Genomic DNA, 19,020 nt, shown 5'->3' with positions numbered 1-19,020 from the left:
GGCTCAGCAGGGCGGCAGAGCGACTGGCAGGGACGCGTACAGCCGGCCGCAGAGCACGTCGGCGCCGCGCTCCTGCCACCACTCCGCCTGGGCGCCGTCGTGCACGCCCGTCACGGACACCGCCGCGCCCGCCTGGTGGGCCGCGTCGACCAACGCGGCCAGGGAACCCGCCACCAGCGGGTGGTTGCGGTGGGCCAGCACGCCGGCCGAGAGGCGCACCGTGCGCGTGGGCATGTCGACCAGGCACGTGACGTCGGCCGCCGCGCCGAACTCGTGGATCTCCGCGCCCACGCCGATTTCCGCCAGCACCTTGAGGTTGTCGGCCGCGTCGCCGGAGTCGGCGAGCAGCGTCGCGGCCGGGAAGCCCGGCCGCAGGCGCGCGGGCGCCAGGCCGGTCGCCTCCAGCACGCCGCGGATCTCGCCGACCAGCTCCGGGTCGGTCGCCTGGTGCGCGGTCAGCTCGACGGTCAGCGGCAGCGTGCCGTCGGCCGCCGCGACGCGCTCGGCTGCCGTGCGCAGCAGCCACGTGCCCAGCGGCAGCGCCAGTCCCGTCTCCGCCGCCAGCCGGACGCACGTTTCGTGCGACAGCACGCCTTCGACCGGGTGGGTCCAGCGCAGCCGCGCCTCGACGCCCTGGACCGAGCCGTCCGCCGCGGCCACCAGCGGCCGGTAGCCGACCTCGATCTCGCCGTTCTCCCAGGCGCCCGCCATCGCCGCGGCGAGCCCGAAGTCGTGGCGGTCGCGGCGGTCCAGCTCGCGGTCGAACAGGCCCCACTGGGCGCCGGCCCGCTGCACCCGGCGCAGCGTCAGGTCGGACGCGCGCAGCAGCTCGGCCGGCGTGATGTCACGCGGCGGCCGGTGGACGACACCGATGCTGGCCGACACCGCGACGCCGCGGTCGCCGTCGACGTACTCCGGCTCCGCCAGCTCGTGGGTGATGCGGCGGACGAGCGTCAGGACGCCCGGGGTGTCCTCGGTGTTCTGCACCAGCACGCCGAACTCGTCGCCGCCGAGGCGCGCGATCAGGGCCTTCTCGCCGTCGAACACCGCCTTCAGCTTCGCCGCGACGCCGCGCAGCACGCGGTCGCCGAGGTCCTGGCCGAGCCCGCCGGTGATCTGCGAGAAGCCGTCGAGGTCGAGGTGGAAGAGCGTGACGCCCCGCGAGGCGTCGGCGTCGCGCAGCAGGTTCTCCAGGCGGGTGCTGAAGAACTGCCGGTTCGGCAGCGCGGTGAGCACGTCGTGCAGGGCCTGGTGGGACAGGCGCCGCTGCAGCAGCGACACCTCGGTGTCGTCGTCGACGATGGTGATCAGCTGCCGGGGCGCGCCGACGGCGTCGCGGATCACCGACGCGGCGAAGGTGGCCCACATCGGCTCGCCGTCCTTGCCGACCAGCCGGCGGCCGACGCGCAGCCGGTGCAGCCGGCCGGCCACCAGCTCCCCGTAGGCCTCCCGCAGCTGCTCGACCTCGTCGGGGTGCACCAGGTCGAAGAGGGACATCGCGGCGATCTCGGCCGGCGTGCGGTTGAGCGTCTTGGCGAGCGCCGCGTTGGCCCGCAGCACCCGGCCGTCCAGCTCGGTGAGCGCGACGCCGCTGGCCGAGCCGGCGAACACCTCTTCGAACTGCGCGCGCGTGATGACCTGCTTCTGCCGCGTCTCCTGCTCGACCTTCAGCAGCGCGCGGCTCAGGCCTTCCTGGCGCTTCTGGATGTCTTCGCGCAACGTCTCGCCGTAGCCCGAGCTGAGCGCTCCGAGCACCAGCACGACCCGCTCGGCCAGGCCGTCGACGCGACGCAGCTCCGGCTCGCGCAGCAGGGCCTTGCCGAGGACCTCCAGGCTGCGGCGCAGGCTGTCCGCCCCGACGCAGCGCAGTTCGACCAGGCGCGCGCCCGCGGCGGCGGCTTCGCCGAGCTCCGGCGGGTCGCTCGCGATCGCGTCGAACAGCCGGCCGATCAGCACCGCCAGCTCGCGCTCGATCTCCTCGGGCGTGTGCGGCAGGTACGCGGTCGTGCTGATCAGGTAGCCCCACTTGCGCGCCAAGGTGGCGAGCCGTCTCGCCGCACGTTCGGCGGACGGCTTCTTCCGCGGGTCGTCACCGCGGGGATGGGGAGCAGTCACCTCAGCCTGTCCTGGGGTCCAGTAAACACTCCGGTCGGGTAGCCGATATATCTTGGCGCGAAATTGCGTCCGGTGCACGAAACAGCATTCATCCAATCGAGTGATAACCCTGCGGAGTGATCGCCAGGCGATCCCGCAGCCACGACCGGGTGGCGTCGCGGTAGTCCGCCGCGTTTTCGTGCAACGCAACGGAATGACCGGCACCCGGCAGGACGTACATCGACAGTTTCGACGGGTCGGCGTAATACGGCGCCTCCTGCGCTCGCAGCACGCCGGCGTCCGAACAGTCACGCAGCGCGAGCAGGCCGCAGAAAAGAACGTCCTTTTCCCCCACCACCTGGAAAACCGGTACGGTAATTCCCTTCGTCGCCGGCAACACGATCCCGAACAGCGCGACCGTGCCCATCCCGGGCACCGAAACCTGGTCTTTCGTGGCTTCGTCGGCGGCGATCACGGCCGGGTCGGCGTCACCGGTGTCGTAGAACAGCCCGGCTCGCGCGCCCGGCCTCGTCGTGAAATACAACGGGTCGCTGCCGAGCCGGCCGAGCTGGCCGTCGAGCAGCGCGGGCTGCAGGCCGAGTGCCGCGCCGATCGCGAGCACCGGCAGCGCGGGCAGGTGCGTGATGCCGGTGAGGACCACGCCGTCGACGTCGTGGTAGGTCGACGCCTCCACGGCGACGACCCCGGACCCGACCGAGTGCCCGACGATGACGACCTTCGCGAACCGCACACCGCCGACGTGTCCGGCGCGCAGGTGGCCGACCACCTCGTGCGTCGACTCCGCCGCCGCCCAGACCGACAGCGGCAGGCTCAGCGGACGGCTGCTCCGGCCGGCGCCGAGCTGGTCGGCGGCGAAGGTCGCGTAGCCGTGCGCGGCCATGTCGCGCTGGTAGGAGTAGCGCTCGGGCCGGTACGGCAGGTCCCAGTACGCGCTGTTGTACGTCCCGCCGTGCACCAGCAGCTGAACGGTGTCCGGTGCGTCGCCGGCGGGTAGGCACAACCTGCCGTGCATCGTCGCCGGCGCGCCCGGCACCAGCGGCGGCAGACCCGGACCGCCGACCGGCAGATCCGTGTCGGTGCACGAGATCGCGGCGGCCTCGGCGGGCACCGCGGCGGTCAGCGAAGCGAGCAGGACTCCGCAGGCGAACAAGGCTGACGTCACCTTGACGGGCAGCTTCACGCCGCACTCCCTCTGGACTCGGACAGGTGAACGAACTCGGAAACACTACACCCGGTAGCCGAACGGACACCGTCAGGTCCGCGGCACCACCGTCATCGGCAGCCGGTTCGGCTGCATGGTGGCCTTGAGCTGGGCGCGGACCTTCTTGCCCGGCACCGGAACCAGCCGCCACCGCGCCCCGATCGTGGCGGCGACGATGCCGATCTCCGTCGGCGCGAACACGTGCCCCGGGCACAGCCGCGCGCCCGCGCCGAACGGGATGTACGCGCCCTTCGGCAGTTCCGCGGTTTCGCCGGGCGTCCAGCGATCCGGGTCGAAGCGCCCGGGATCGGGGAACCAGCGCGGGTCCCGGTGCAGGGTGTGCTGGCTGACCGCGACCTCCGTACCCGCCCGGATGGTGACGCCGCCGAGCTCGACGTCTTCGCGGGCGCGGCGCATGAGGATCAGCGGCGGGGTGCGGCGCACGACCTCGTTGACGATCTGCTGCGTGTAGACCAGGTCCGGCAGGTCCTCGAACCGCGCGGGCCGGCCGCCGAGGACCGCGTCGACCTCCGCGTGGAACCGCCGTTCGACCTCCGGGTGCTGCCCGAGCTCGTGGAAGAACCAGGCCAGCGCGACGGCGGTGGTCTCGGCGCCGGTGGTGAGGATCGTGATGACCTCGTCGTGCACCTGCCGGTCGGACATGCCCTCGCCGGTGTCCTCGTCGCGGGCCAGCAGCAGCATCGACAACAGGTCGCCGTGGTCGGCGCCCTGTTGTCGGGCGGCGACGACGGTTTCGCCGATGACGTCCCGCAGGCGCGCGGCCGCGGCGTCGAACTTGCGGTTCGGCGGAATCGGCAGTTTCTCCACGAATTTCGGAGAAAAGGCGCGAATCAACACGTATTTCAGCATGATCGGAATCGAATGCTGGATTTCCGCCAGTGCTTCGTCGCCGAGCGCGGTCGAGAAGAGCGTCTGACCGGCGATCGTCAGCACGAGGTCCTGCATCCGCCGGTCGAACTGGACGACTTCGCCCGGCTGCCACGAGCTCGCCAGTTCGTCGGCCAGCTTCGTCATCGTGGTCTCGGCGTAGCCCGCGATCCGCGTCCGGCCGAAGGCGGGCATCACCAGGCGGCGCTGACGGCGGTTGACCTCGCCGTTCGACGTGGCCAGGCCGTCGCCGAAGAGCGGGCGCATCTTGTCGAAGACCAGGCCCTTGTCGAACTTGTCGGCGTCGGTGGCGAGGACCTGCCAGGAGAGCTCCGGGGTCGTGACCACGAGCTCCGGCAACGGCCCGAGGCGGAGTTCGACGACATCTCCGTGCGACGGAAGGGAAGTGAAGAGCTTCAGCGGGTCGCGCAGGAGGGCCACCGTGTGCCCGAGCACGGGCCACCGGCCGGGAACGGGACGCGCGTCGGTCATGTCTCGTCTCCTCGCGACCCAGAAACCCTAGCGGTACGGCGAGCGCGTCGAGTGTCGGTCCACACGAACGGATGAGGGCGCTACACTCCGGCCTCGTCAAGCGAGGGTGGGAGGTCCCGTGACCGGGGAACTGAGCTGGGTACCGCCGGAGATCGACACCACGGTGCCGAACCCGGCGCGGGTGTACGACTTCTGGCTCGACGGCGACCACAACTTCGCCGCCGACCGCGCGCTCGGGGAGCAGATCCTCAAGATCATGCCGGGCGTGCGCGACGCGGCCCGCCTCAACCGCGCGTTCCTGCGCCGCGCGGCGAGGTTCATGGTCGACTCCGGCGTCCGGCAGTTCCTGGACATCGGCTCCGGCATCCCGACCGTGGGGAACCTGCACGAGATCGTCCAGCAGGCCGACCCGTCGTGCCGGGTGGTGTACGTCGACCGCGAGCCGGTGGCGGTGGCGCACAGCGAGCTGCTGCTGCAGGACAACGAGAACTGCCTCGTGCTGCAGTCGGACCTGCGCGACGTCAACGACGTGTTCGCCGGCGCCGGCAAGCTGCTCGACCTCGACCAGCCGGTCGGCGTGTTCATGTTGCTGCTGCTGCACTTCGTGCCGGACTCGTGGGAGCCGGCCGGCATCCTGGCCCGCTACCGCGACCGGCTGGCTCCGGGCAGCTTCCTGGCGGTGACGCACGTCGCGGCGGACTCCGAGGCGGGCCGGCTCGACGAAGCGGTCGAGGTGTACAAGAGCAACCAGGACCAGCAGAACCAGCCGGTCCCCCGCACGCACGACGAGGTGCTCGCCTTCTTCGACGGCTTCGAGGTGGTCGAGCCGGGCGTGGTCGGCTGCGCGATGTGGAAACCGGAGGGCGCCGGCGACATGTCCGACGACCCGGCCATCAACGCGCTGCCGTACGCCGGGGTGGGCCGGAAACCCTAGTCACCGCAGGGAGAACGTCGCCAGGTTCACCGGCCCGTCGAAGGTCAGGTACACGTCGTGGCGGCCGGTCGCCTTCGCCAGCGCGGCCGTGACCGTCGTGTACGCGTACCGGTCCCCTGTGGACGGTACCGACGCCGTGCCCAGGACGCGGCCGATCGGCGAGTCCAGGCGAACCGTGACGTGCGCTGACTCCACTGTGGACACCGAAGCGGAGAACCGCGCCGGACCGTTCAACGCGACATCGCGGTACGCCAGCCAGTTCCCGGACGACGCCGCGACCGAAGTCCCGGAGGTCTTCGCCGTGTCCGTCAACGTCGTCCCGGCGTAGTCGTCGAAGTTCTGCGCTGCGGTCGTCCGGCTCAGCTCGCGCGGTGGGATCCGCTCCCCCGGCACGTACACCCGCTGTGCCGCGGAGAGGTCGGTCGCGTTGCGGCCCACCGAGAACTCGTAGACGCCGTCGGCCACCACGGACCGGTCGACCGAGACGTTCCACGACGCCAGGTCCGCCACCGGCACGGAGAACTTCACCGCGCGTGTTTCGTGCGGCTTGAGCGTCACGCGGGTGAAGTCCCGCAGCCGCTGCACGCCGGACGCCTTCGAGTAGAGCTGGACGACGTCGGTTCCGGACCGCGCGCCCGTGTTGGTCACGTCCACACTCACCTGGACCGAACTGCCGGCGCGGACCGCGTGCACCGAGCCGTACCGGAAGCTCGTGTAGCTCAGCCCGTAACCGAAGGGGTACAACGGCTTCCCGCGGTAGTACTGGTACGTGAGACCGGTCTTCGCGATGTCGTAGTCGAGGATGCTCGGCAGTCCCGCGTCGGAGGCGTACCAGGTCTGCGTGAGCCTCCCCGTCGGGTCGTGGTCGCCGAAGAGGACGTCCGCGACCGCGTGCCCGGTCTCCTGGCCCGCGTGGCTCGTCCACACGATCCCCGGCACGGACAGCGTGTCCCAGCCGGTCGTCGGGTAGCTGTTCTCCACCACGACGACCGTGTGCGGGTTGGCCTTCTGCACGGCCTCGATCAACGCGCGCTGCGCCGGCGCCAGTTCCGTGCTCGTCCGGTCGTTCGCCTCGCGGCCGTTGATGAACGGCATGCTGCCGACCACGACGACCGCCGTGTCCGCGCCCCGCGCCGCGGCGACCGCCGAGGAGACGCCGCTCGTGAGCACCTCGCGGCCGAACTTCGTCGCGTGGGCCGCGTCGGGTGCGGAGATCGTGAGGACCCCGTCGGCGCCGACGACGGCGAAGCGGTTCGGGCCGAACCACGGCTCGGTGACCTCGTTGCCCGCGTATTCGAGCACGTAGCTGCCGTCGGGCTGCGGGTCGAGCTTGAGCTGCTGCTGCACGAACCAGCCCGACGGCTGGTCGGCGTCGTTCACCAGCGCGCCGCCGGAGTAGCCCAGGTACTTGCCGTTCGCCGCTGCGCGCAGGGTGTTCTTGCTCGCGCCCCAGTCGAAGACGTCGAAGGACTCCGCCGTGCCCGCGACGGTCCCGCCCGCGGCCACCTTGCCGGGCGACGCGGGCGCGGTCAGGTAGCGACCGGTGGCGAGGTCCTTCAGCGCGATCCGGTCGACGCCTTCGGACGACGCCACCGAGGTCCCGAGCCGCTCTTCGATGCCCTGCTTCGGCGTGACGCGGTACGGCATCGAGCCGCTGTACCAATCCTCGTACAGCGTGTCCGACAGCGGGCCGACGACCGCGACCTTCTTCTTCGCCGCGTCCAGCGGCAGCGCGTTCGAGTTGTTGCGCAGCAGGACGACCTGTTCGTCGGCGACCTTCCGGGCGAGGGCGCGGTGCTCGGGCGAGTCGATGACGGCCGGGGTGATCTTCGCGTACGGGTTGCGGCCCGGCGGGTCGAACTCGCCGAGCCGGAAGCGCAGCGACAGCAGGTGCCGGTCGGCCTTCTCGACGTCGGCCATGGTCAGCAAGCCGCGCGCCAGCGCCTCCTTGACGGCCTCGACGGTGATCGAGCCGTTGGTGTCGTTGTCGGTGAAGCTGTCGAGCCCGGCCTTGATCGCCGCCGCGTCCCCTTCCGCCTTGGTGGCGTAGTACTTCTCCGAGTTGACCAGGTTGGACGGTGCGCCGGCGTCGCTGACGACGACGATGTCCTGCGGCGCCCACTTCCGCAGCAGGCCGCCGAGGTCGGGGCTCACGGTGTTCGGCCGCCCGTTCACCAGGTTGTACGACGGCATGACGCCGTTCGCCGCGCCGGCCTGCAGCGGGATCTTGAAAGCCTGTTCGTCGTAGTCGTGCAGGATCTTCGGCGGCACGGAGGAGTTGCTCGTGTCGCGGCTGACCTCGTTGTTGTAGGCGAGGTAGTGCTTCAACGTCGGCGCGGCCTGCAGGTACCTCGGGTCGTCGCCCTGGATGCCGCGGCCGTATGCCGTCGCGAGCGCCCCGGTGAGGTACGGGTCTTCGGAGTAGCCCTCCTCGTTGCGGCCCCACCGCGGGTCGCGCAGCAGGTTGACCACCGGCGCCCAGAGGTTGAGGCCCCACAGCGTCGGGTTGCGGACGTTGAAGCCGCGCGCCTCCTGCCCGACGGCCGTACCGACCTGCTTCACCAGCGCCGGGTCCCACGTCGAAGCCAAGCCGATGGCCTGCGGGAACACCGTGCCGTCGGCCTTCACCACGGCACCGTTGTCGTCGTAGTCCGTCGACCAGGCGACGCCGTGGAGCGCCTCGGTGCCCGTCTTGAACACGCCGATGCCCAGCCGCGGGATGGCCGGCTCGTACTGATGCAGCAGCGAGATCTTCTCGTCGGCCGTCAGCCGGGACAGCAGGTCGTCGATCCGCGTCGCGAGGGGCAGGGCCGGGTCGCGGAACGGCGGCGGGGGTGCCGCGAGCGCCGGCGCGGGCGCCAGCAGCAGGGTGGCGGCCACCAGCGGGACGAGGGCACGGCGGAGCGGGGACTGGCGCACGGACGGCCTCCCGAATCGTCGAATCGTTTCGACAGTGCGACGCGGAACCATTCGCGTCGAAGGTGAGGATGGTGACGACTATTACAGTCGTGTGAGCACCGGGTCAAGACTTTCTGGGAGCGCACCCAGGAAGTCCGGCCGGCTTCGGAAACTGCGGCTTGAGCTGCGGAAAGATCTCCCATCAGGTGCGTTCGACAGTTTCGACGCGAGCGATGATCGTCGAATGCGAATCGAATATCTTCCGATGGCGAATCCTGCTTGTGTTTCGGGCGGGTGTCCCCTACCTTCGTGCCATTGTCGATGCGCTTCGACAGAGTTCAGCCCCGTCACGTCCCCAGGAGGCCGCCCGTGGTCACGATCAACGACGTCGCCACGGCGGCGGGCGTGGCACCCAGCACGGTGTCGTACGTGATCAGCGGCAAGCGCTCGATCTCGCCGAAGACCCGGCGGCTGGTCGAGGAGAGTATCCGCAAGCTCGGCTACCACCCGCACGCCGGGGCCCGTGCGCTCGCCAGCAGCAAGACGAACGTGCTCGCCCTGGTCGTCCCGCTGCGCACGGACCTCAACGTCGCCGTCGTGATGGAGTTCGTCGCCTCGGCGGTCACCGCGGCCCGCGCGCACGACCACGACCTCCTGCTGCTCACCAAGGACGAAGGCCCCGCCGCGCTGCAGCGGGTGGCGTCGTCGGCGATCGCCGACGCGCTGATGGTGATGGACATCGAAGCCGCGGACCCGCGGGTGCCGATGCTCATCGCGCTCGACCTGCCGGTGGTGCTCATCGGCGTGCCCGACCACCCGGCCGGGCTGAGCTGCGTCGACCTGGACTTCACCGCCGCCGGCTCAGCGTGCGTCGAGCACCTGGCCGACCTCGGCCACCGCTCGGTCGCGCTGATCGGCCCCTCCCCCGCCGTGTACCGGCGCGGCACGAGCTACGCGACGCGGTTCCTGCGCGGGTTCGACGAAGCCGCGAAGAACCGGGAAATCCGGGCGACCAACCGGCCGTGCGCCCACTCCTACGAAGCGGTGAGCGCCTGCCTCGACGACCTGCTCGCCGCCGACCCGGACCTGACCGGACTGGTCGTGCACAACGAGGCCGTGCTGCCCGGCCTGCTCTCGGACCTGCGCCACCGCGGCCTGCGGGTGCCCGAGGACATCTCCGTCGTCGCGGTCTGCCCGGACACCATGGCCGCGCAGCACCCGGTCGCGCTGACCACGGTCGCCATCCCGGCCGAGGAGGTCGGGGCCCAGGCCGTCGAGATGACCATGCGCCGGCTCGCCGGCCACACCACCCCGGAGGTCCGGCTCCTCGGGCCTCGCCTCACCCGGCGCGACAGCACAGCCGCGCCCCGCGCCTAGCCCCGGTTCTGCTCCAGCGTCGAAGGAGGATCACCATGTCCCTACCCCGTCGCGCCCTGATCCTGGCCGCGAGCGCCGCTTTGCTGGCCGCCTGCAGCCCCAGTCCCGCCACCCCGTCCACCGGCTCGGGTGCCGCGCCCGCTTCGTCCATCACCGAACTCGACTACTACGCCGACGAGCAGGGTTCCGCGGCGTGGCAGAAGATCCTCGACGCCTGCGCGTCGCAGACCGGGATCAAGATCCAGCGCCAGACCGTGCCGACCGCGCAGATGCTGCCCAAGGTCCTGCAGGGCGCCAGCTCCAAGACGCTGCCGGACCTGCTCTTCACCGACAACCCGACGTTGCAGCAGGTCGCCGCGACCGGCGCGCTGACCCCGCTGGACGGCTACGGCATCACCACCGACGGCTACTACCCGAGCATCGTCAAGGCCGGGACCTACCAGGACAAGGTGTACGGCGTCGCCCCCGGCGTCAACGGCCTCGCGCTCATCTACAACAAGGACCTCCTGACCGCGGCCGGCGTGGAGCCGCCGAAGACGTGGGACGAGCTGAAGGCCGCCGCGGCGAAGCTCACCAAGGACGGCAAGTACGGCCTCGCCTTCTCCGCGATCCCGTCCGAAGAGGGCACCTGGCAGTTCCTCCCGTTCTTCTGGAGCAACGGCGCCGAACTGTCCCAGCTGGACTCCGCGCAGTCCGTGAAAGCGCTTCAATTCGTCACGGACCTCGTGAACTCCGGCTCGGCGTCGAAGTCCGTGGTGACGTGGAACCAGAACGACGTCGCCGACCAGTTCGTCGCGGGCAACGCGGCGATGATGGTCAACGGGTCCTGGAACCTGGCCCGCCTCGACGAGCAGAAATCCCTGCACTACGGCGTCGTGCCGATCCCGGTGCCGCAGGCGGGCGCGAAGCCGGTGGTCGCGCTCGGCGGCGAGGTCGGCACCGTGCCGGTCACCAGCGGCCCCGCCCAGCAGGCGGCGGGCAAGGTGCTCTCCTGCATCCTCTCGGAGCCGACGATGCTCGAGTGGAGCAAGGCGCACGCCTACATCCCGTCGAAGACGGCCGCCGCGACCAAGTTCGGCGCGGAGCAGCCCGCCATGCAGGCGTTCGTCGACGAGGTCGGCACCGCCCGCTCCCGCACCGCCGAGCTCGGCGAGAAGTACCCGAAGGTCTCGCAAGCACTGGCCGACGCGCTGCAGGCAGCCCTGACCGGGAAGCAGCCGGCCGACCAGGCCCTGAAGGCCGCGCAACAGGCGAGCGGTTCGTGACCCTGGTGGCTCCGGCCGTCGCGGCACCTCCCCGCGCCGGCCGGAAACCCCGGCGGGACACCCGGTCCGCCGCGTGGTTGTTCCTGCTGCCGGCCTTGGTCTACATCGGGGTGTTCTTCGGCTACCCGCTCGCCGCGAACGTCGTGATGAGCACGCAGAACTACACGGTGAAGTCGTTCTACACCGGCGAAGCGCCCTTCGTCGGCTTCGCCAACTACGCCGCCGTGTTCGACAACCCGCTCTTCTCGACGGCGGTCCTCAACACCGTCCTGTTCACCGCCGGGTCGCTCGTCTTCCAGTTCGGCATCGGCCTCGCGCTCGCGGTCTTCTTCAGCGGCCGGTTCCTCGGCAGCGCGCTGCTGCGGTCGCTGCTCCTGCTGCCCTGGCTGCTGCCGCTGGTGGTCAGCGGCGCGGTCTGGCGGTGGATGTTCGACCAGGACCACGGCGTGCTGAACGCGGCCCTGCGGCTGCTGGGCTTCGACGCGGTGCCGTGGCTGAGCAGCACGAGCTGGGCACTGCCGGCGGTGATCCTCACCAACATCTGGATCGGCATCCCGTTCAACCTGGTGATCCTGCACGGCGGGCTGCGCGCGATCCCCGCGTCGCTCTACGAAGCCGCGTCGCTGGACGGCGCGGGCGCGTGGCAGCGGTTCCGGCACGTCACCTGGCCGTTGCTGCGGCCGGTCACCGGGATCGTGCTCATGCTCGGGCTGGTCTACACGATCAAGGTGTTCGACGTGATCATGGTCGTCACCGGCGGCGGGCCGGCCAACGCGACGCAGACGCTCACGACGTGGTCCTACCGGCTGAGCTTCGGGGACTTCGCGTTCGGGCAGGGCGCCGCCGTCGGCAACGTCCTCATTCTGGTGGCGACCGCGTTCGGGCTGCTGTACCTGCGCTCGGCGAAGGTGACCCTGGCCGAGGCGGCGGCGTGAAAGCCCGGACGGTGGCCGGCGTCCTGATCGTCGCGGTCCTGCTGTTCCCGCTGTACTGGATGGTCAACGCGTCCCTGCAGCCCAGCGGCGCGCTGCTGGCCCCGGAGCCGGCGTTCTTCCCCGTCGGCGGCACCCTGGAGGGGTATCGCAAGGCGGTGTCCTCCCAAGGGCCGCACCTGCTCTCCAGCGTCGTCATCGCGCTCGGCACCGTGCTCGTGTCGCTGGTGATCGCCGCGCCCGCGTCGTACGCGCTGGCCCAGCTGAAGGTCCGCGGCGGGCCGGTGCTGGTGTTCGTGCTGCTCATCGTCCAGATGATCCCGGGCATCGTGATGGCCAACGCGCTCTACACGGTGTTCAGCAACCTCGGGCTGATCGACAACTACCTCGGGCTGGTCCTGGCGGACTCGACCGCGACCATCCCGTTCGCCGTGCTCCTGCTGCGGGCGTTCATGATCTCGGTGCCGAGGGAGCTCACCGAAGCGTCGCGAGTGGACGGTGCCGGGTACTGGCGGACGTTCCGCTCGATCATCCTCCCGGTCAGCCGCAACGCCCTGGTCACCGCCGGGCTGTTCTCGTTCCTGTTCGCCTGGGCGGACTTCCTGTTCGCCGTCACCCTCACCACCGGGCAGTCTTTCGAGCCCATCACGGTCGGCATCTACCGGTTCGTCGGCAACCAGTCCGCCGACTGGAACGGGATCATGGCCACCGCCGTCCTCGCCGCGGTCCCCGCGGCCGTCCTGCTCGTCGTCGCCCAGCGGTATGTCGTCGCCGGGCTGACCAGCGGCGCCGTCAAAGACTAAGGAGACCGCGTGATCACTTCGGAAGACGGCCGCTCGCTCGAAGTCACCGTGCGGCACGAGGTCCTGCGCGTCGAGCCGTGGGGTGACGGCAGCGTGCGCGTGCGCGCCGGCCGGCACCGCATCCTCGACGACGTCCCGGGAGCGCTGCTGCCCGCGAAGCCGTCGGCCGCCACCGCCTCGGCCGACGAGCGGATCGGCAAGCTCGTCAACGGCCCGCTCACCGCGATCGTCGAGATCGCCGACACCGACACCGGGATCGACGCGCAGCTCCGGTTCGTCCGGACCGGCACCGGCGAGGAGCTGCTGTCCGAGCAGCGCGCGCACTTCTGGTGGCCCGGCGCACGGCTGTTCATGCCGTCGCGCAACGGGTACGGCCGCCTCGAGCAGCGGTTCACCGCCTACGACGACGAGCGGATCTACGGTCTCGGCCAGCACACGCACGGCCGGCTCGACCAGAAGGGCCTCGTGCTCGACCTGGTGCAGCGCAACGCCGAGGTGACGGTGCCGTTCCTGCTGTCCAGCCGCGGCTACGGGTTCCTCTGGAACAACCCCGCGGTCGGCCGGGTGGAGCTGGCCGCCAACGGCACCCGCTGGGTCGCCGACGACGCCCGCCAGCTCGACTACTGGGTCACCACCGGCGACGGCCCGCGCGAGATCCTCGGCCACTACGCCGATGCGACCGGCTACGCGCCGATGCTGCCGGAGTGGGCGGCCGGGTTCTGGCAGTCGAAGCTGCGCTACCGCACCCAGGACGAGCTCCTGTCCGTGGCGCGCGAATACCACGCACGCGGGCTGCCGCTGTCGGTGATCGTGGCGGACTTCTTCCACTGGACGCACCTGGGCGATTGGAAGTTCGACCTCGCCGAATGGCCCGACCCGGCCGGGCTGGTGCGGGAGCTCGACGAGCTGGGCGTCAAGCTGATGGTGTCGGTGTGGCCGTCGGTGAGCCCGCTGTCCTCGAACTACCGCGAGCTGCACGAGAAGGGGCTGCTCGTCGCCGCCGAGAGCGGGGTCCCGGCGCACGCGCCGTGGAAGGACAAGGGGTTCGGCACCGAGATGCCGGTGGCGTTCTACGACGCGACGAACCCGGCGGCGCGGCGGTTCGTCTGGTCGAAGGTCAAGGAGAACTACTACGACCTCGGCGTGCGCGCGTGGTGGCTGGACGGCGACGAGCCGGAGATCCAGCCCGGCCACCCGCACAACCTCGGCTTCCACGCGGGCCCGGGCGCGGAGGTGTTCAACCTCTACCCGCAGGCGAACGCGCAGACGTTCCACGACGGCATCCGCGCCGAGGGTGACGACGAGGTGGTGCTGCTGTCCCGCTCGGCGTGGGCGGGCAGCCAGCGGTTCGGCGCGGCGCTGTGGTCGGGTGACGTCCCGGCGACGTGGGCGTCGCTGCGGGTGCAGGTCCGCGCGGGGCTGAACGTGGCGCTGGCCGGGATCCCCTGGTGGACCACGGACATCGGCGGCTTCCACGGCGGCGACCCGGCGTCGCCCTCCTATCGGGAACTGATGGTCCGGTGGTTCCAGTACGGCGTGTTCTGCCCGCTGTTCCGCCTGCACGGCTTCCGCGACCCGCGGCCACCGTTCGGCCCGGAGATGACCGGCGGGCCCAACGAAGCCTGGTCCTACGGCGCTCCCGCGTACGCGGCGATCACCGAGTCCCTGCGGCTGCGGGAGCGGCTGCGGCCGTACCTGATGGCCCAGATGCGGGTCGCGCACGAACACGGCGTCCCCCCGATGCGGCCGCTGTTCGTCGACTTCCCCGCGGACGCGCCGGCGTGGGACGTCGACGACCAGTTCCTGCTCGGGCCGGACATCCTGGTCGCGCCGGTGCTGTCGCCGGGGGTCGTTTCCCGGCAGGTGTACCTTCCGGCGGGTGCGGTGTGGACGGACGCGGTGACCGGCGCCCGGCGCGAGGGCGGGGTCACGGTCGCGGCGGCGGCGCCGGCGGACCGGATCCCGGTGTTCCTGCGCGATGGGGCAGACGTGCCGATCCGCGGCTGACTCCGGCTTACCGGCGGCACCTCGTCCTGTCAACCCTCAACGCTGGGGGTTCCCGCGCTCCCCCGCGCCGGCGGACCCTTCGGTGGTCGACATCGTTGACCATGAGGGGGAGAAACCATGCTGGGAAAGAAGATCGCGGCCGTGCTCGGGGTGACCGCGGCGGCGCTCGCGTTCACCGTCGCGCCGGCCCAGGCCGTGGCGGGCAACGCGGATCTGCTGTGGCACAACCCGAGGACCGGTGACGTCGGTGCCTGGCTCACCGACGGGCACGGCACGGTGGTCGGCGAGAACCGGCTGTCGTGGAAGTGCGGGCCCGAGTGCGCGAACCAGTGGCGGGTGGTCGGTGCGGGTGACTTCAACAACGACTTCACCTCGGACGTGCTGTGGCACAACGCCACGACGGGTGAGCTGTCGGCCTGGATCCTGGACGGCAAGGGCACGGTCACGAAGGCGCTGACCCTCGACTGGAAGTGCGGTCCGGACTGCGCCAACCAGTGGAAGGCCGTCGCCATCGGGGACTTCAACGCCGACAACAAGTCGGACATCGTCTGGTACAACGCCACCACCGGCCAGGTGAGCACGTGGCTGCTCGACGGCAAGGGGCACGTCACCGGCAACCCCGACCTCAGCTGGAAGTGCGGGCCCACCTGCGCGAACCAGTGGCAGGTCGTCGGGGCCGGCGACTTCGACGAGGACGGCCTCGACGACCTGTTGTGGCACAACGCCACCACCGGCGAAGTGGCCGCCTGGCTGCTGAACGGCAAGCAGACGGTGACGGGCGACCTGAAGCTGTCCTGGAAGTGCGGGCCCGACTGCGCGAACCAGTGGAAGATCGTCGGGGTCAACGACTTCAACAACGACTTCAAGAACGACGTGGTCTGGCACAACGCCACCACGGGTGAAGTCGCGACCTGGACGCTGGACGGCCGCGGCGGCGTGACCGGAGACCCGCGCCTGTCCTGGAAGTGCGGCCCCGGCTGCGCGAACGACTGGAAGGCCGTCGCCACCGGCAACTTCGGCTGATCCCACCCCAGGGTCGTGAGTGAGAAACAGTGTTCTAACCCTGTTTCTCACTCACGACCGCCGCGGCAGACCGTCGAAGAGGAGTTCGAACCATGATGCCCGCATCCACCCGCGTCCGCAGGCGGCTCGTCGCCGGGGTTCTCGCCGTCCTGATGGGCGTGGGCTTCCTCGGCGCCGGACCGTCCGCCGCCGCCACGGCCGGCGGCTCGACCTGCACGCTGTCACCCACATCGGGGACCGTCGCTCGCGAGGCGGCGGGCCGGGCCTACCACGTGAACGTGCCGCCCGGCCTGTCCGGAGCTTCGGTGCCGCTGCTGCTCAGCCTGCACGGCGCGCTCCAGCCGTATGCCCTGCACGAAAGGGAAACCCGGTGGTCGTCGATCGCGGCCGATCGCCACTTCGTCGTCGCCTACCCGTCCGCGGCGGCCGGGCTGGTGTGGGACGCCGCCCGGAACTCCGGGGACGTCGCCTACCTGCGCGCGGTAGTCCAGGACGTCTCGCGGACGTGGTGCGTCGATCCCCGCCAGGTGCACGTGGAAGGTTTCTCCAGCGGTGCCAACATGTCCGCGCGGCTCGCGTGCGACGCTTCCGACGTCTTCGCCTCGGTGGCCGCCTACGCGGGGGTGTCGCCCTCGTTCACCGGCAGTCCCTGCGCACCGGGCCGTCCGATCTCGGTGGGCCTGTTCCACAGCGACGGCGACCTGATCAGCCTTCCGCCGCTGGCCGTCGCGCACCGCGACGACTGGGTGCGGCGCGACGGCTGCCCGGCGACGCCGGTCAGGGAACCCGGGGTGACGGTGGAAGCCGCCGCGTACGGCCCGTGCCGAGGGGGCGTCGAGGTGGTCTGGCGGGTCTACCGCGGCACCCACTTCTGGCCCGGAGGCGGCGACCGCACCGACATCACCGATCGCATGTGGACCTTCTTCCGGCGCAACCCGCACCCGTGACGCCGGGCGTCACCGGGACAGCACGGCCACCATCTCCTCGCGGCTGCTGATGCCGGCCTTACGGTAGACGGCTTTGAGGTGCTCGTTCACGGTGTGCACCGACACGTCGAGCCGCCGCGCGATCTGCTTGGCGGGGATGCCGTCACGCAGGTGGCCGATGACGGTGCGCTCGCGTCCGGTGATGTCGTACCAGGACGACAGCGCGGGCAGCAGCTCCACGCCGGCCGCCTGGACGATCACGGCGACGTCGCCCCGGCCGCCGGGGTCGAGGGGCTGGCCGTGGACGCTGACCCAGCGCCCGGCGTAGGCCGAGGGCAGGCAGGCCACCGGGCGCGGGGTCGCCGGATCGCGCGCGAACCGCCGGCTGGCCATCGCCACCTCGCACGAGAGGGCCGTCGCCGCCCACCCGGGATCGGCCAGCGACCCCGGCAGGCGGATCTCCCGCAGCCACGCGTGCCCCTCCGGCGTGATCCCGCGGACCGCGTGGTCGGCGCCCACCAGGATGACGCCCGGGGGCAGGTCCCGGTCGGGCGGCCGCAGCGCGGGTGCCTTGATGTAGCTGCGCGACGCCGCCACGAGCGGGGCGACGAGCCGGGCGACGCGGTCGACGTCGTCCTGCTCGAAGGGCCTGCCGCGGTGCTCCCGGAACAGCGCGAGCGTCCCCCACACCCCGCGCGGGCCCCGCAGGAGCAGCCGCAGCTCGCTGCCGAACCCGTTGTCCACCAGGATCTTGTGCGCGAGCCGGTCGCGGGCGTTCACCACCTGCCCCAGCACGCCCCGGCGCACCAGCTCGGCGGGGTGGGCCGCCTCCTGGCCGGTGTAGAAGGTGATCAGCTGCGTCCAGTCGACCTTCGGGGTGTGCCGGTGCCAGAAGCCGAACGAGGGCATGTCCGAGACCGGGTTCCGCCAGCACACGTGGAGGGAGTCGTGCGCGACCAAGCCGGCGACGGCACGGGAGACGACCTCGCCCATCTCGTCGGCGGTGAGGCCCTCCCCGGCCACCGAACAGAGGTCGCGCTCCCGCCGGTCCGCGTCTGCAGTCACGACGTCGAGTGTCCGGATCTTCCGAATCCGCGGGAAACGAATATCGGCGATTCCCCGGTCACCGGCTCAAGATTCACCCTTTCGTGCACCGGAAGTTCCGGTGTCGCGCAGTTCGGCCCACCGTCCCGGCCGGTGCGGCGCGGGCTCGCCCGGGCGGACGCCGTCCGGCCAGGCTCGCACTCCGTACACGTCCGTGCGGACCCGGGCCCGGGGGAACCGGAACCGCTCCGCCGTCGCGCCCGCGAAGTCGGCGTGCCCGCCGAACCGGGCGCCGCCGAAGAAGGCGTCGGTCGCGAACCGCGCGTCGCGGAACGTGGTCCGGCCCGCGAAACCGGCTCCCGCGAACGAGACGTCGTCGGCGAACCCGGCCTCCGAGAAGTCCGTGCGCGCTGAAAACCGAGCCTCGTCGAACCACATCGCGCGGCCCGCGGTCGCCCGCGCGAAGTCCGCGCTCCCGGTGAAGGTCGCGTTCTCGAAGTCCGCACCGACCCCGAACCGCGCTCCCCCGAACCAGGCGTGGCGGGCGAAACACGCCTCCTCGAAGCACGCCAGGCCGGTGAAGACGACCCCTTCGAAGTGGGCGTCGCCGACGAAGCGCACGCTGCGGAACACGACGTCGAGGACCTCGCAGCCACGCAGGTCCACGTCGTGGAGCACGAGGCTTTCGGTGCGCAGGTACATCCCGGGCCAGAAGCGCGGCGAGTCCCGCCGCAGGTGCGGGAGCAGGAGCCGCCAGAGCTCCGCCTGCCACGCCCGCGGGTCGTGCCACCGGTAGTGGAGCTGGGCGGTGATCTCGTCGACGCAGTCCTGGCGCCGCACGGGATCGGCGTCGGCCAGCTCGGCGAGGTGGGCCAGCGCGGCCAGCCGGGCGGCGTGGTCGTCGGCCAGCAGCCGCGCGGTGACCTCGGGCTCCATCGGCTCGGGTGGCGCCGACGGCGTGAGCACCTGGACCGGCGGGTTCCGGCGGAGGATCAGCCACGCCGTGACCGCGCCGGACACGGCACCGATCACCGCCAGGACGACGAACGGCGTGAGCGTGGACATGCCGGGATTGTCCCGTCTCGCCCCGTTTCGAGACAATGATTTAAAGTGGA

At 71.2% G+C, this 19,020-nt stretch carries 14 protein-coding genes; 8 read left to right on the top strand and 6 right to left on the bottom strand.

From position 1 onward, the window contains the following. Window positions 1–3 precede the first annotated feature (3 nt). The 3 genes from ACZ7PG_RS36690 to ACZ7PG_RS36680 all read right to left on the bottom strand — a co-directional run bounded on the left by ACZ7PG_RS36690 (window position 4) and on the right by ACZ7PG_RS36680 (window position 4,696). Window positions 4–2,115, bottom strand: coding sequence for a putative bifunctional diguanylate cyclase/phosphodiesterase (locus tag ACZ7PG_RS36690; RefSeq protein ID WP_470243774.1), 2,112 nt, complete (start codon window positions 2,113–2,115; stop codon window positions 4–6). 88 nt (window positions 2,116–2,203) lie between these two features. Beyond that, on the bottom strand, window positions 2,204–3,289 hold the full coding sequence (locus ACZ7PG_RS36685; RefSeq protein ID WP_470244709.1) for an alpha/beta hydrolase: 1,086 nt from the start codon (window positions 3,287–3,289) through the stop codon (window positions 2,204–2,206). A 78-nt stretch (window positions 3,290–3,367) separates the two neighbouring features. Beyond that, window positions 3,368–4,696, bottom strand: coding sequence for a cytochrome P450 (locus ACZ7PG_RS36680; protein ID WP_470243773.1), 1,329 nt, complete (start codon window positions 4,694–4,696; stop codon window positions 3,368–3,370). A gap of 118 nt (window positions 4,697–4,814) precedes the next feature. Here ACZ7PG_RS36680 and ACZ7PG_RS36675 point away from each other — a divergent pair, with 118 nt between their 5' ends. Continuing rightward, window positions 4,815–5,630: an SAM-dependent methyltransferase gene (locus ACZ7PG_RS36675; protein ID WP_470243772.1), complete on the top strand. Its 816-nt coding sequence runs from the start codon at window positions 4,815–4,817 to the stop codon at window positions 5,628–5,630. Here ACZ7PG_RS36675 and ACZ7PG_RS36670 read toward each other — a convergent pair whose 3' ends face one another. Beyond that, window positions 5,631–8,549: a glycoside hydrolase family 3 C-terminal domain-containing protein gene (locus ACZ7PG_RS36670; protein WP_470243771.1), complete on the bottom strand. Its 2,919-nt coding sequence runs from the start codon at window positions 8,547–8,549 to the stop codon at window positions 5,631–5,633. It lies immediately after the preceding gene. 348 nt (window positions 8,550–8,897) lie between these two features. Here ACZ7PG_RS36670 and ACZ7PG_RS36665 point away from each other — a divergent pair, with 348 nt between their 5' ends. From ACZ7PG_RS36665 to ACZ7PG_RS36635, 7 genes are all read left to right on the top strand, one after another. Further along, the gene (locus tag ACZ7PG_RS36665) at window positions 8,898–9,905 is read left to right on the top strand and encodes a LacI family DNA-binding transcriptional regulator (RefSeq protein WP_470243770.1); all 1,008 of its coding nucleotides are present in this window, start codon (window positions 8,898–8,900) and stop codon (window positions 9,903–9,905) included. Window positions 9,906–9,940: 35 nt separating this feature from the next. Continuing rightward, the gene (locus ACZ7PG_RS36660; RefSeq protein ID WP_470243769.1) at window positions 9,941–11,170 is read left to right on the top strand and encodes a sugar ABC transporter substrate-binding protein; all 1,230 of its coding nucleotides are present in this window, start codon (window positions 9,941–9,943) and stop codon (window positions 11,168–11,170) included. Beyond that, entirely contained in the window at window positions 11,167–12,105 is a 939-nt protein-coding gene (locus tag ACZ7PG_RS36655; RefSeq protein WP_470243768.1) for a carbohydrate ABC transporter permease, read from the top strand. The genes ACZ7PG_RS36660 and ACZ7PG_RS36655 overlap by 4 nt, the downstream gene beginning before the upstream one ends. Continuing rightward, window positions 12,102–12,905 carry a carbohydrate ABC transporter permease gene (locus tag ACZ7PG_RS36650; protein ID WP_470243767.1) on the top strand — a complete coding sequence of 268 codons (804 nt, stop codon included), beginning with the start codon at window positions 12,102–12,104 and terminating at the stop codon, window positions 12,903–12,905. The genes ACZ7PG_RS36655 and ACZ7PG_RS36650 overlap by 4 nt, the downstream gene beginning before the upstream one ends. Window positions 12,906–12,914: 9 nt before the next feature. Continuing rightward, entirely contained in the window at window positions 12,915–14,912 is a 1,998-nt protein-coding gene (locus tag ACZ7PG_RS36645) for a glycoside hydrolase family 31 protein (protein ID WP_470243766.1), read from the top strand. A gap of 117 nt (window positions 14,913–15,029) precedes the next feature. After that, window positions 15,030–15,935: an FG-GAP repeat domain-containing protein gene (locus ACZ7PG_RS36640; RefSeq protein WP_470243765.1), complete on the top strand. Its 906-nt coding sequence runs from the start codon at window positions 15,030–15,032 to the stop codon at window positions 15,933–15,935. 92 nt (window positions 15,936–16,027) lie between these two features. Continuing rightward, window positions 16,028–16,882 carry a CE1 family esterase gene (locus ACZ7PG_RS36635; RefSeq protein WP_470243764.1) on the top strand — a complete coding sequence of 285 codons (855 nt, stop codon included), beginning with the start codon at window positions 16,028–16,030 and terminating at the stop codon, window positions 16,880–16,882. Window positions 16,883–16,891: 9 nt separating this feature from the next. On the opposite strand, the gene ACZ7PG_RS36630 is transcribed toward ACZ7PG_RS36635, so the two are convergent. Continuing rightward, window positions 16,892–17,926, bottom strand: a complete 1,035-nt coding sequence (locus ACZ7PG_RS36630; protein ID WP_470243763.1) for a helix-turn-helix transcriptional regulator — start codon at window positions 17,924–17,926, stop codon at window positions 16,892–16,894. Window positions 17,927–17,992: 66 nt separating this feature from the next. Further along, window positions 17,993–18,970 carry a pentapeptide repeat-containing protein gene (locus ACZ7PG_RS36625; RefSeq protein WP_470243762.1) on the bottom strand — a complete coding sequence of 326 codons (978 nt, stop codon included), beginning with the start codon at window positions 18,968–18,970 and terminating at the stop codon, window positions 17,993–17,995. Window positions 18,971–19,020 lie beyond the last annotated feature (50 nt).

Source organism: Amycolatopsis sp. NPDC114504 (assembly GCF_055633595.1).
The sequence above is the reverse complement of the archived record's forward strand: the minus strand, read 5'-3'. Positions and strand labels throughout refer to the sequence as shown.

Coding starts and splice junctions, on each gene's coding strand:
- ACZ7PG_RS36680 (WP_470243773.1), bottom strand. CDS start 4,696: ATGACCGACGCGCGTCCCGTTCCCGGCCGGTGGCCCGTGCTCGGGCAC.
- ACZ7PG_RS36660 (WP_470243769.1), top strand. CDS start 9,941: ATGTCCCTACCCCGTCGCGCCCTGATCCTGGCCGCGAGCGCCGCTTTG.
- ACZ7PG_RS36640 (WP_470243765.1), top strand. CDS start 15,030: ATGCTGGGAAAGAAGATCGCGGCCGTGCTCGGGGTGACCGCGGCGGCG.
- ACZ7PG_RS36635 (WP_470243764.1), top strand. CDS start 16,028: ATGATGCCCGCATCCACCCGCGTCCGCAGGCGGCTCGTCGCCGGGGTT.
- ACZ7PG_RS36625 (WP_470243762.1), bottom strand. CDS start 18,970: ATGTCCACGCTCACGCCGTTCGTCGTCCTGGCGGTGATCGGTGCCGTG.